Genomic DNA, 12,342 nt, shown 5'->3' on the forward strand with positions numbered 1-12,342 from the left:
AGGAGATGATTCACGTGTCCGCTACGCCCGTGCTGGCGTTGCGCGGGGTCTCCAAGCGGTTCGGCGCCGTCCAGGCGCTCACGGACGTAGACCTCGAAATCCACACCGGTGAGGTGGTCGCCCTGGTCGGCGACAACGGCGCCGGCAAGTCCACCCTCGTCAAGACGATCTCGGGCGTTCACCCGATCGACGACGGCGTCATCGAGTGGGAGGGCCGCCCGGTCCGCATCGGCCGGCCGCACGACGCCCAGAACCTCGGCGTGGCCACCGTCTACCAGGACCTCGCCCTCTGCGACAACCTCGACGTCGTCGCCAACCTCTTCCTCGGCAGCGAGCTGAAGAGCGCCTCCGTCCTCGACGAGATCAAGATGGAGAAGCGGGCCAGGGAACTCCTGGACACCCTCTCCATCCGCATCCCCAGCGTCCGCATCCCCGTCGCGGCGCTCTCCGGCGGTCAGCGCCAGGTCGTCGCGATCGCCCGCGCGCTGGTCGGCGACCCCAAGGTCGTCATCCTCGACGAGCCCACCGCGGCCCTCGGCGTCGAGCAGACCGCGCAGGTCCTCGACCTGGTCGAGCGGCTGCGCGAGCGCGGCCACGGCGTGATCCTCATCAGCCACAACATGGCCGACGTGCGGGCCGTCGCGGACAAGGTCGCGGTGCTGCGGCTCGGCCGCAACAACGGCACGTTCTCCGTCGCCGGCACCACCAACGAAGAGATCATCGCCGCGATCACCGGCGCCACGGACAACGCCGTGACCCGCCGCAAGGCGCGTACGGCCACGGCACCGAAGGAGGGAGCGAAGTGAGCGACCTCGCCAAGACCCCGACGAGCACCGACTCCGACACCCCGGCCCCGGCGGCCCCGGTCCCCGCCGTCGACCCGCGCCTCCTCGTCCGCGAGGAGGGCCTGGCCGGCTACTGGACCGAGTTCAAGCGCAAGATGCGCGGCGGCGAGCTGGGCTCGCTGCCCGTCGTCATCGGCCTGATCGTCATCGCGGTCGTCTTCCAGCTGAAGAACGACCACTTCCTGGACGCGAGCAGCCTCGCGAACATCGCGGTCTTCACCTCCGGCCTCGGCATCATGGCCGTCGGCATCGTCTTCGTCCTGCTGCTCGGCGAGATCGACCTCTCGGTCGGCTCGGTCGCGGGCATGGGCGCGGCGGTCTGGGCCGTGCTGAGCGTCACCCACGACCTGAACGACTGGCTCGCCGTCGTCATCGCCGTCCTGGCCGGCCTGGCCATCGGCGCCGTCCACGGGTTCTTCTTCGCCAAGATCGGCGTACCCGCCTTCGTGGTCACCCTGGCGGGCTTCCTCGGCTGGAGCGGCCTCCAGATCTGGCTGATGGGCGGCGAGGGCAGCATCAACACGCCCGAGGGCAGCGTCGTCGAGGACCTGACCGGGCACTTCTTCGCGGAGAAGGCCGCGGCCTACGGTCTCGCCGCCGTCGCGATCATCGCGTACGCCGCGTCCCTGCTGCTCGACAGCAAGCGCCGCAAGGCCGCCGGGCTGCCCTCGCGCCCGGTCAGCGAGATCGTGCTGCGCACGGTCGTCGTCGCCGTCCTCGCGGGCGGCGCCGCGTACGTCCTGAACGAGCCCGCGGGAGCGCGCGGACTGCCGCTCGCCCTGGTGCTCTTCCTCGCCGTCCTGGTCGTCGCGGACTTCGTGGCGCGGCGCACCACCTTCGGACGCCAGGTCTTCGCGGTCGGCGGCAACGCGGAGGCCGCGCGCCGGGCCGGTATCAACGTCGACCGGGTCCGGATCATCGTCTTCGCGGTGTCCGGGATGCTGGCGGCCTTCGGCGGCCTGTTCATCGCGAGCCTCTCCGGCGGCGCCACCAAGAGCCTGGGCGGCGGCAACACGCTGATGATGGTGATCGCGGCGGCCGTCATCGGCGGAACGAGCCTCTTCGGCGGGCGCGGCAAGGTGTGGTCCGCGCTGCTCGGCATGCTGGTGATCCAGTCCATTCAGCAGGGGCTGAATCTGCTCGGTATGGCGAGTGAGATTCAGTACATGATCACGGGGGCTGTGTTGCTCGCGGCGGTGGTCATTGACTCTGTTTCGCGGCGGACCCAGAAATCCGCGGGGCGCGCGTAGCGTTCCCCTGGGCGGGCGGTGGGGGTGTTTTCGGCCGCAGGAGCGTCGTGGCTGGTCGCGCAGTTCCCCGCCCCCCTTACGGGGCTTCCCCCCCCCGCTCCTGACGGGCTTACCCCGCGTCCCTCTCAGGGGCGCGGGGTTTTCCGTGCGAGCCGGGGGCGGCTCCCCGGGCGCGGTTCGTGGATGCGGAACATTAGACTCGACAGACCCGGCAACGCTCGAACAGCACATCTCAGCTCTACTGCAAGGAGGCACGGGTGCCGCTGCTGACCCGCATCACGGGACCGCGCGATCTGGACCGGCTCAGTCCCGAGGAGCTGAACCAGCTGGCCGGAGAGATCCGGGGCTTCCTCGTCGAGGCAGTCTCCAAGACCGGCGGCCACCTCGGCCCCAACCTCGGCGTGGTCGAGCTGACCATCGCCCTGCACCGCGTCTTCGAGTCCCCGAAGGACAAGGTCCTCTTCGACACCGGCCACCAGAGCTATGTGCACAAGCTGCTCACCGGCCGCCAGGACTTCGGCAAGCTCCGCAGCAAGGGCGGCCTGTCCGGCTACCCCTCGCGCGCCGAGTCCGACCACGACGTGATCGAGAACAGCCACGCCTCCACGGTCCTCGGCTGGGCCGACGGCCTGGCCAAGGCCAACGAGGTGCGGGCCAAGGACGACCACGTCGTCGCCGTCATCGGTGACGGCGCGCTCACCGGCGGCATGGCCTGGGAGGCGCTGAACAACATCGCGGCCGCCAAGGACCGCCCGCTGGTGATCGTCGTCAACGACAACGAGCGTTCGTACGCCCCCACGATCGGTGGACTCGCCAACCACCTGGCGACCCTGCGGACGACCGACGGCTACGAGCGTTTCCTGGCCCGCGGGAAGGACCTCCTGGAGCGCACGCCGGTCGTCGGCAAGCCGCTCTACGAGACGCTGCACGGCGCCAAGAAGGGCCTGAAGGACTTCATCGCCCCGCAGGGCATGTTCGAGGACCTCGGCCTGAAGTACGTCGGCCCGATCGACGGCCACGACATCGAGGCCCTGGAGTCCGCGCTCCAGCGCGCCAAGCGCTTCGGCGGCCCGGTGATCGTGCACTGCATCACCGAGAAGGGCCGCGGCTACAAGCCCGCCGAGGACGACGAGGCCGACCACTTCCACGGCATCGGCCCGATCCATCCCGACACCGGGCTGCCCATCGCCGCGGGCGGCATGGACTGGACGTCCGTGTTCGGCGAGGAGATGGTCAAGCTCGGCCACGAGCGCGAGGACATCGTCGCCATCACGGCGGCCATGCTCCAGCCGGTCGGTCTGGAGAAGTTCGCCAGGGCGTTCCCGGAGCGGGTCTACGACGTCGGCATCGCCGAGCAGCACGCGGCCGTCTCCGCGGCGGGCCTCGCCACCGGGGGCCTGCACCCCGTCTTCGCCGTGTACGCGACCTTCCTCAACCGCGCCTTCGACCAGCTCCTGATGGACGTGGCCCTGCACAAGTGCGGCGTCACCTTCGTCCTGGACCGGGCGGGCGTCACCGGCACGGACGGTGCCTCGCACAACGGCATGTGGGACATGTCGATCCTCCAGTGCGTGCCGACCCTGCGGATCGCCGCCCCGCGCGACGCCGACCAGGTCCGCCTCCAGCTGCGCGAGGCCGTCGAGGTCGACGACGCCCCGACCGTCGTGCGCTACTCCAAGGGCGCGGTCGGCCCGGCGGTCAAGGCCGTCGGCAAGGTCGGCGCCATGGACGTGCTGCGCAAGGCGAGCACGGGCCGGCCGGACGTCCTGCTCGTCTCCGTGGGCGCGCTCGCCCCGATGTGCCTGGAGATCGCCGACCTGCTGGACAAGCAGGGCATCACCACGACCGTCGTCGACCCCCGCTGGGTCAAGCCGGTCGACGAGGCCATGGCGCCGCTCGCCGAGAAGCACCGCGTCGTCGTCACCGTGGAGGACAACTCCCGTGCGGGCGGCGTCGGTTCGGCGATCGCCCAGGCCCTGCGCGACGCGGGCGTGGACGTGCCGCTGCGCGACTTCGGCATCCCGCCGCGCTTCCTCGACCACGCCTCCCGCAAGGAGATCATGGCTGAGATCGGCCTGACCGCGCCGGACATCGCCCGGCAGGTGACGGGTCTGGTGGCCAAGCTGGACGGCCGGTTCGAGCGGTCCGCCGCGGCCGTGGACTCCGTGGAGCCCGCCCGCGACTGACGTCAACCCGCACGGCCGATGGGCCGGTCCCGACCACCCTGTACGGGTGGTGGGACCGGCCCATTCGCGTGAATAGGCCCGTGCCGGGGCTTCAGGGGTACTCGCCCTCTCGATCATGTCGTGGACGACAAGCGTGGAGGTTCACCCGTGACAAGCCCCCTGTTCCGAACAAAAAGCGTCGAGCAGTCCATCCAGGACACCGAGGAGCCGGAGCACGCGCTCAAGAAATCGCTGTCCGCCCTGGACCTCACGGTCTTCGGTGTCGGTGTCATCATCGGCACCGGCATCTTCGTCCTGACCGGCAAGGTGGCCAAGGAGTCCGCGGGCCCCGCCACCGCCCTCGCCTTCGTCGTCGCGGGCGTCGTCTGCGCGCTCGCGGCCCTCTGCTACGCGGAGTTCGCCTCGACCGTGCCGGTGGCCGGATCGGCGTACACCTTCTCCTACGCCTCCCTGGGCGAGCTGCCCGCCTGGATCATCGGCTGGGACCTGGTGCTCGAATTCGCGCTCGGCACCGCCGTGGTCGCCGTCGGCTGGTCCGGCTACGTCCGGTCGCTGATGGACAACGCGGGCTGGCATCTGCCGGAGACGCTCACCGGGCCCGATGCCACCGACGGCTTCGGCTTCGACCTGCTCGCCTTCGCCCTGGTGCTCGTCCTCACGGCCATCCTCGTCCTCGGCATGAAGCTCTCCGCGCGCGTGACCACGGTCGTCGTGGCCATCAAGGTGGCCGTGGTGCTGATCGTCATCATCGCGGGCGCCTTCTTCATCAAGGCCGACAACTACAAGCCCTTCATTCCCAAGGCGCAGGACGTGCCCGCGGGTGACAGCATCCAGTCGCCGCTGATCCAGCTGATGTTCGGGTACGCGCCCACCAACTTCGGCGTCCTCGGCATCTTCACGGCCGCCTCGGTCGTCTTCTTCGCCTTCATCGGCTTCGACATCGTGGCCACCGCCGCCGAGGAGACCAAGCTGCCGCAGCGCGACATGCCGCGCGGCATCCTCGGCTCCCTCCTCATCTGTACGGTCCTGTACGTCGCCGTGTCGATCGTCGTCACCGGAATGCAGCACTACAGCGAACTCTCCGTGGACGCCCCGCTGGCCGACGCCTTCAAGGCCACCGGACACCCCTTCTACGCCGGCATCATCAGCTTCGGCGCGGCCGTCGGCCTCACCACCGTCTGCATGATCCTCCTGCTCGGCCAGACCCGCGTCTTCTTCGCGATGAGCAGGGACGGGCTGCTGCCCCGGTTCTTCTCGCACGTCCACCCGAAGTACAAGACGCCACACCGGCCGACCATCCTGCTCGGTGTGCTCATCGCCGTGCTCGCGGGTTTCACCAGCCTGAACGAACTCGCCGAACTGGTGAACATCGGCACGCTCTTCGCCTTCGTCGTCGTCGCCCTGAGCGTCATCATCCTGCGCCGCACCCGCCCCGACCTGGAGCGCGCCTTCCGTACCCCGATGGTGCCCCTGGTGCCCATCCTCTCGGTGGCGGCCTCGGTGTGGCTGATGCTGAACCTGCCCGCCGAGACCTGGCTGCGGTTCGGCATCTGGATGGCGCTCGGCTTCGTCGTCTACTTCGCGTACGGGCGCTCGCACAGCCAGTTGGGCCGGCGCGGGAAGCAGCTCTCCACCGACGACGCACGGTAGTCGCCCGCCGTTCGCCAGGCATTCCTCACCGGCCCCGTATGTCCCGATCCGATCGGAACTGCGGGGCCGGATAGCGTGCACCGTATGCTCGCCGCGCCCTCCACCTCACTACGCTCCGTACGCGACCTTCGGGTGCCGGGCCCGCGCAAGGAGTACGTCCCCGAGCCCTCGGCCGCCTACTGGGTACGACTGCTCCCGCTGCTCGCCGCCCTGGCGTGCGTGACCCGCCTGCCCTCCTTCCGGTGGCCGCTGTGGAACCCCGACGAGGGCTATCTGGCCGTCCAGGCGCGGATGTTGGCCGACGGCGGCGAGCTGTACGAGACGGTGGTCGACCGCAAGCCGCCGCTCGTCCCCTGGCTCTACGCGGGCGCCTTCGCGCTCTTCGGCGACTCCTCGCTCCTGCCGCTGAAGGTCCTCGCGGTCGCCGCGCAGCTCCTGACGGCCGTACTCCTGGCCTCGCTGGCCCGGCGCCGCTGGGGGGACGGCGCGGGCCGCACGGCGGGCGTCCTGTACCTGCTGATCTCCGTCGGCCTCAACCCGGAGGACGCCCAGGCGGCCAGCTTCGAGGTCTTCACGCTGCCGTGCACGGCAGCGGCGATGTGGTGCGCGGACCGGCGCCGGTGGGGCGCGGCGGGGGCCGCGGTCGCCTGCGCCTTCCTCGCCAAGCAGACCGGGGGAGCGGTGCTGCTGCCGGTGGTCTGGCTGCTGTGGCGGGGCGGGCCTGCCCGGCGGGACGTCCTGCGCCTCGGCGCCGGTCTGTGCGCCCCTGTCCTGGCCGCGGCCGCCCTGACGACACCCTCGGGGTTCCTGTTCTGGACGGTGACGGGCTCGGGCGCGTACGCCTCCTTCACCGGCTCCGAACTCCACGTCCTGGCGCGGGGGTTGGTGAACGCCGCGGTCCTCGCGACGGCCTGCGCGGGCATTCTCCCGCCGGTCGTGCGCGTGCTGCGCATCGCCCGCACCGGAGCGGCGGAGCTGTGGCTGTGGCTCGCCTCGTCGCTGGCCGCGGTCCTCCTCGGCTTCCACTTCTTCGGCCACTACTACCTGCAACTCATCCCGCCCCTTGCCCTGTTGGGGACGGCGGCGCTACAGACCCTGCCGCGCGAGCGTACGACCCGCGCGGTGGCGACCTCGGGGTGCGCCTGTGCGCTCTTCCTGGCCTGGGGCCTCCTCGCGCCGCGCCCCGAACTGGCCCACGCCACGCGCCTCGCCGAGACCGTCAGGGCGCACACCGGCCCGCAGGACCGGGTGCTGCTCTGGGGGATACACCCGGAAGGGTACTGGCTGGCCGACCGCACCCCCGCGAGCCGCTTCCTCACCGCGGGTCTGCTCACCAACTACAGCGGCGGCCGCAACGGCCCGCAGGTGGGGGAGAAGTACGCGGTCCAGGGCGCCTGGCCGGCCTTCCGCGAGGAGTGGCGGGCCCACCCTCCGACGCTGGTGGTCGACGACTCGCGAGGCAAGCCGTACGCCCCTGCCCGTGTCCCGTCCCTGCGCAGGGCCCTGGCGGCGGGGTACGAGCCGGTGCTGTGGGTGGAGGGGGCGGTGGTGTACGAGCGGGTGGATCAGCGGGCGCGGTGAGGGCGGCGCGGGCGGCGCGGGCGCCCCTCAGTCGAGGGTGTGGTGGGTGAGGACGTAGTCGGCGGTCTGGTGCAGGGGCTGGTCGTGGCGGAACGCGTGGGCGCGCATCCGGGCCAGGGCGTCGTCCGGTAGCAGCTGGTACGCCTCGGCGAGGACGCCCGCGGCCATGTGGACACTGGGCGGGTAGCCCGGCGGGCCGGGCCGGGCGGGACGGTATTCGGCGGTGGCCAGGTGGGGGTGTTCGTCGACGGCGAGCAGGGCGAGGATACGGGCGTAGCCGCGTGCCAGGGCCTTGTGCCGGGCGGTGAGGAGGCCGGGCGCGGCGCGGTAGAGGTTCACGGCGCCGACGCGCAGGGGGCCGGTGGTCAGGGGGAGGGCGGTCACGGAGCGCAGGCGCTGCTCGGCGGCGGTCTGGGTGAAGGCCGGCCAGCGGCAGAACGCCCGCTCCAGGTCCGCCTCCTCTACCAGGGCGCGCCGGACGTAGGCCTCGGTGCAGGGGCCCTCGCCGGTGGTGAGCTGGGCGTCCTCCAGGCGCCGGGCGCGCTCGTCGGTGACGTGGGCCAACAGGCGCAGTTCGCCGCCGACGACCAGGGTCACACCGAGGCAGTCGATGTCCAGATCCGCCGCGCAGGCCCGGCAGGCCGTGGCGAGGGTGATGCTGCCGTCGGCCGAGCCGATCCTGCGCCAGGCGGCGGCGTGTTCGTCGTCATCCATGGGATGTCCCGGTGAGAGGTCGCGGAGAGCGGGGCCCGGGGGGGGGGCGGGGTCAGGCGTGCGCGATGGAGTTGGAGTCGAGGTGCCCGTCGATGAGCTGGCGGCACAGCTGGGTCAGGCCGAGCTGGTGGGAGCGGGCGTGGCGGCGCAGGGCGTCGAAGGCCTCGTCGACGCTGGTGCCCCAGCGTTCGGCGAGGATGCCCTTGGCCTGTTCGATGGTGACGCGGCTGGTCAGGGCCGCGTGCATCTGGGCGCGCTGCTGGTTGGCGTAGGCGACGGTGCGGTGCTGGAGGATGGCGATGGTCGCCACGTCCGCCAGTGCCTGCGCGACCCGCGCGTCGGCGGCGGAGAGGCTCTGCGGGCGGGTGTCGAAGAGGTTCAACGCGCCGATGACCGCCTCGCGCAGGCGCATCGGCAGTGCGTGGGTGACGACGAAACCGGCCTTCTGGGCCCGGGCCGCGAAGAGCGGGAAGGGGCCGGTCTCCACCGGCGAGGAGAGGTCGATGTTCAGCCGGACCGTACCGCTGCGGTGGCATTCCACGCACGGCCCCTCGTCGTGCTGGAGGGCGAACAGCTCCAGCAGGCGGGTGTGCTCGTCGGAGGCGGCGATCAGCTGGAGGTTGCCCTGCGGGTCTTCGAGCATCACTCCCACCGCCGACACATCGAGCAGCTCCGCACAGCGATCGCACAGCGTGTGCAGGAAGTCGATCAGATCGAAGTCGTCGACGAGCGTGTCGACCGCGTCGATGACGGCTGCCAGCAGGTGTTCTTCTCGAGTCATGGCCCTTCAGTCCCTCCGCCGGCCAAGCGCGCCCGGCCGTCCCCATCATCCTGACGAAAATGCACCCGCCGGGCCACCACGTCCTCGGCGACCTCGATCAACGGCCGGCCGTGGCGGAAGGCATGGGCCCGCAGCCGGACCAGCGCCTCGGCCAGGGAGACCCCGGCCTGCACACTGATCATCCCGGTCGCCTGGTGCACCGCGGCCCGGTAGAGGTGCGAGCCGTCCTCCGCGGCGGCGAAGGCGTCCCACTGCCCGCTGTCCCGCACCAGTGTGGCGGTCAGCGCGTGCGTGACGATCCACGCGTCGGCCAGGGACATCTCCTCCAGCGGGCCGGGTCTCGCGCGTTGCAGGGTCATCGTGCCGAGGCAGGCGGTGCCGGCCAGCAGCGGCAGGCAGAAGACCGCCCTGATCCCCAGCTCCAGGGCCTCGGGCAGCAGGGCTGGCCACCGGCTGGCCGGCTCACGCGCCAGATCGGGCACCGAGACGGCCGTACCGGACTCGGCGACCTGCGGGCCCGGCCCCTCGCCCAGGGTGAACTGGAGGTCTTCCAGCCGGGTGCTGACGCCCGGGGTGGCCCACAGCAGTTCGTTGAGGCGGCTGCCGACCGTCACGGACACCGCCACACCGTCGACCCCCAGCGCACGGGCGCACCGCGGCGCGTCCGCACCGAGCAGGCCGCCGCTGTCGGGCGCCGGGCGCAGGCTCTCCAGGACAGCGGCGAGGTCGCCCTCGGAGCCCACTGGTGTCACCTCCTGCCTGGCCGAATCCATCCGGGACTCGGCACGCTCAGTCTATGGGGCACGTTCATTCCGGGCATGGGCCGTGGTCGGCGGCGCCAGGAGCGTAGGGTGGAAGCAGGCCACCCGCCCCGAACGCTGGTTTCGTCTCGTACGGCAACCATGACATTGGCTTCCGATCATGGGTGGCATCGGCAGTTGAGTGCCAAAAATCGGAAGCACGGCCATGTGCACACTTCCCCGCGCGCTCTCCCTGTCCGCGCCCCACGTCTGTTCCCCGTGAAGGGCGCCCGGCCGTCGGCCGTCGAGCTCGCAGCCCTCCACGTCGACCGCCCCGACCCCGCGAGCAGTCTCGCGCGCGCGTGCAGGGCCGCACTGAGCCGACGCTGCTCGGTCGGACTGACGTTGGCTGCGGACGCGGCCTTGGCTCAACGCGTCTCCCTTGCCGCCGTCGGCCCGCTGGCCGGCCGGGGGGAGACCCTCCAGATAAACCTGGGCGAAGGCCCCTGCGTCCAGTCCCTGAGCCGTCTCGCGCCGGTCCTCGCCCCCGACCTCGACGACACGGACGTCACCGGGGCGTGGCCCGTCTTCGCCGCGCAGGCCCGAGCCGACGGGATCCGGGCCGTCTTCGCGATCCCCGTCGTCGGCGCCCGCCCGGCCGTTCCCCAGCCGGGGCTCGTGCTGAGCCTCTACCGCGACCGGCCCGGTGACCTGCCCGAAGCGGACCTGCGCACCGCCCGCACGCACGTACTAGCCGCGGAACTGCTGCTCCTGGCCGCTCCGGTGCCCGGCGAGGACTCCGCCGCCGACGCCTGGCTGCTGCCGACCGATGCCGTCGTCCACCAGGCCACCGGCATGATCAGTTACCGCCACGCCCTCACCACCGGCCAGGCCCTGGCGCTGCTGCGCTCGCACGCGCACATCCGCGGCACCGACCTGACCGACCTCGCCCACGCCATCGTCCACCGCGGCCTGCGCCTGCCCGATCCGCCCCCGCCCGACCCCGCCGGGCCGTGAGCCCCGGCCTCGTGACCCGGGCTCCTTACCAGCGCGGGGCCGGGCGCCGCAGGTGTTCTGCCGAACCGGCTCCACGGCGGGCGGGCCGCCCTACGGTGGAGTGTCGGCCAGGACCCCGTCGGCAGTCCGCTCCCCACGGGGGATCCGCTGCACTTCGCCGAGCGAGAGTCATGCCCTTCCCGTTGCCAGCAGCCCGCTGTATCGCGTCCGTACACACCCATGGCACCGGCGTCCTGGTCCGCCTGTGCGGTGAGATCGACCTTGCCACCGCACCCGACGTCACCGCCTATCTCGACACCCTGTCCCACGCCGGTTCCGGCGAGCTGCTGATCGACCTGCGTCAGGTGGAGTTCATGGACGGCTCCGGAGTACGCCTCCTGAACCGGGCCCGCGCCCGCGCCCGGGGCGACGGACGACTGCGTCTGATCTGCACGGATCCGGTCACCCTTCGGCTGCTCCGCCATCCGAGCCTGCACTTGTGGTTCGAGATCCTGGACCACTTGCCTCCGCCGACGGTTCCGCCGCGCACGGCGGCCTGAAGTCCTGAGGCGGGGGGCCGGGTCCGGGAGGTGGCCGGGCTATACGCCTCGCCGCCACGTCCGCGTGACATCGGCCAGCGCCTCCACCGCCTCCTGCGCGCGGTCGCGGTCCTCGCGGAGCATCGGGCCGAACTCAACGTGCAGGAACGGCACGTCGCGGGCCGTCGCCGAGCGGCCCTGGACGTTGGTGCGGCCCGCCAGGGGGCAGGACCTGGCCCAGGCGCGGCATACGTCGTAGCCGCGCTTCCTGAGGTCGTCCGCGAGGGCGCGGCCCTCGGTGACGGCCTCCCTGCCCCGGCCCGTCGAGGCGACCACATCGTGATCCGGAGCGGAGTCGTCCGCCATGCCGTGCAGCTGTACGCCGGGCAGCCCACGGCGCACCAGCTCGTCGCAGACGGCGTGGAAGACGCTGTCCCTGCGGTGCGCGACGTCCGCCTCGTCACCGCGGCCGGCTTTGCGATGTGCTCCCGCGATGATCAGTACGCCGCCGGGGGCGCGGCTGAGGAGCTGGGCGCCGAGCCGTTCCGTGTGCTGGTCGGCCACGGGGTGGGGGACCTGGACCGACCAGCGCGCGGGGGAGTCGAGGTCGACGTAGACACGCCCCCAGCCGCGCGGTGCGGCGCCGCTCTCGGCGCGGTCGGCGATCTCCGCGTACCGCCGCCCCGTGGCCTCTTCGGTGACGGTGCGGACCGCGAAGTCCACGTCGGCCAGGCGGTGTTCGGCCTCCGCCCGGCGGCCGTCAAGGAGCAGGCCGACGCCCGCGGCCACCGTGCTGCGGTCGGTGCGCGAGGGGCGGCGGTAGCCGGTGTCCTCGCCGAAATCGGCGGTGTAGGCCGTGATCTCCCGCTCCAGGCCGGGCCGGGGGGCCGTGGCGGACGGGCCCCGGTGCTCCCGCGAGGGCGCCCGGCCCTGGTCCGAGGAGCTGCCGGAGCACTGCGCGAGGCTGAGCACGCAGGCGGTCACGGCGGTGAGAATCCCGAGCTTCTTCGCTATCGCTACCGGCCGAGTGTGGGAGTTCATCATGGTTGTATAAAGATAG

General features: G+C 71.8%; 11 protein-coding genes. 7 read left to right on the plus strand and 4 right to left on the minus strand.

Features of this window, described 5'->3' with window-relative positions; all coding sequences use genetic code 11:
* Positions 1 to 5: 5 nt before the first annotated feature.
* The 5 genes from CP975_RS27870 to CP975_RS27890 all read left to right on the plus strand — a co-directional run bounded on the left by CP975_RS27870 (position 6) and on the right by CP975_RS27890 (position 7,512).
* Positions 6 to 806 carry an ATP-binding cassette domain-containing protein gene (locus CP975_RS27870; protein WP_055532212.1) on the plus strand — a complete coding sequence of 267 codons (801 nt, stop codon included), beginning with the start codon at positions 6 to 8 and terminating at the stop codon, positions 804 to 806.
* Positions 803 to 2,095, plus strand: coding sequence for a sugar ABC transporter permease (locus CP975_RS27875; RefSeq protein WP_055532210.1), 1,293 nt, complete (start codon positions 803 to 805; stop codon positions 2,093 to 2,095). The genes CP975_RS27870 and CP975_RS27875 overlap by 4 nt, the downstream gene beginning before the upstream one ends.
* Positions 2,096 to 2,352: 257 nt before the next feature.
* Positions 2,353 to 4,281 carry a 1-deoxy-D-xylulose-5-phosphate synthase gene (dxs, locus tag CP975_RS27880; protein ID WP_150477470.1) on the plus strand — a complete coding sequence of 643 codons (1,929 nt, stop codon included), beginning with the start codon at positions 2,353 to 2,355 and terminating at the stop codon, positions 4,279 to 4,281.
* A gap of 147 nt (positions 4,282 to 4,428) precedes the next feature.
* Complete coding sequence (locus CP975_RS27885; protein WP_055532766.1) at positions 4,429 to 5,931, plus strand: amino acid permease; 1,503 nt, start codon at positions 4,429 to 4,431, stop codon at positions 5,929 to 5,931.
* A gap of 84 nt (positions 5,932 to 6,015) precedes the next feature.
* The gene (locus tag CP975_RS27890; RefSeq protein ID WP_055532772.1) at positions 6,016 to 7,512 is read left to right on the plus strand and encodes an ArnT family glycosyltransferase; all 1,497 of its coding nucleotides are present in this window, start codon (positions 6,016 to 6,018) and stop codon (positions 7,510 to 7,512) included.
* A gap of 27 nt (positions 7,513 to 7,539) precedes the next feature.
* On the opposite strand, the gene CP975_RS27895 is transcribed toward CP975_RS27890, so the two are convergent.
* Genes CP975_RS27895 through CP975_RS27905 form a run of 3 tightly spaced genes read right to left on the minus strand, consistent with a single transcriptional unit; the run spans position 7,540 to position 9,780 of the window.
* Positions 7,540 to 8,226, minus strand: coding sequence for a GAF and ANTAR domain-containing protein (locus tag CP975_RS27895; RefSeq protein WP_150477471.1), 687 nt, complete (start codon positions 8,224 to 8,226; stop codon positions 7,540 to 7,542).
* Between the two features lie 52 nt (positions 8,227 to 8,278).
* Entirely contained in the window at positions 8,279 to 9,007 is a 729-nt protein-coding gene (locus CP975_RS27900) for a GAF and ANTAR domain-containing protein (protein ID WP_055531002.1), read from the minus strand.
* On the minus strand, positions 9,004 to 9,780 hold the full coding sequence (locus CP975_RS27905) for a GAF and ANTAR domain-containing protein (protein ID WP_150477472.1): 777 nt from the start codon (positions 9,778 to 9,780) through the stop codon (positions 9,004 to 9,006). Before CP975_RS27905 ends, CP975_RS27900 begins: the two co-directional genes overlap by 4 nt.
* Positions 9,781 to 10,170: 390 nt before the next feature.
* On the opposite strand from CP975_RS27905, the gene CP975_RS35155 reads away from it, so the two are divergent.
* Together CP975_RS35155 and CP975_RS27915 are read left to right on the plus strand one after the other, a co-directional pair.
* Positions 10,171 to 10,764: an ANTAR domain-containing protein gene (locus CP975_RS35155; RefSeq protein WP_167532742.1), complete on the plus strand. Its 594-nt coding sequence runs from the start codon at positions 10,171 to 10,173 to the stop codon at positions 10,762 to 10,764.
* Positions 10,765 to 10,946: 182 nt separating this feature from the next.
* Entirely contained in the window at positions 10,947 to 11,303 is a 357-nt protein-coding gene (locus tag CP975_RS27915) for an STAS domain-containing protein (protein ID WP_246201651.1), read from the plus strand.
* Positions 11,304 to 11,342: 39 nt separating this feature from the next.
* Here the strand turns inward: CP975_RS27915 and CP975_RS27920 are convergent, their stop codons facing one another.
* Positions 11,343 to 12,323 carry a hypothetical protein gene (locus tag CP975_RS27920; RefSeq protein ID WP_246201653.1) on the minus strand — a complete coding sequence of 327 codons (981 nt, stop codon included), beginning with the start codon at positions 12,321 to 12,323 and terminating at the stop codon, positions 11,343 to 11,345.
* Between the last annotated feature and the right edge of the window lie 19 nt (positions 12,324 to 12,342).

This window comes from Streptomyces alboniger, from assembly GCF_008704395.1.
In the GTDB taxonomy this organism is placed as follows: domain Bacteria; phylum Actinomycetota; class Actinomycetes; order Streptomycetales; family Streptomycetaceae; genus Streptomyces; species Streptomyces alboniger.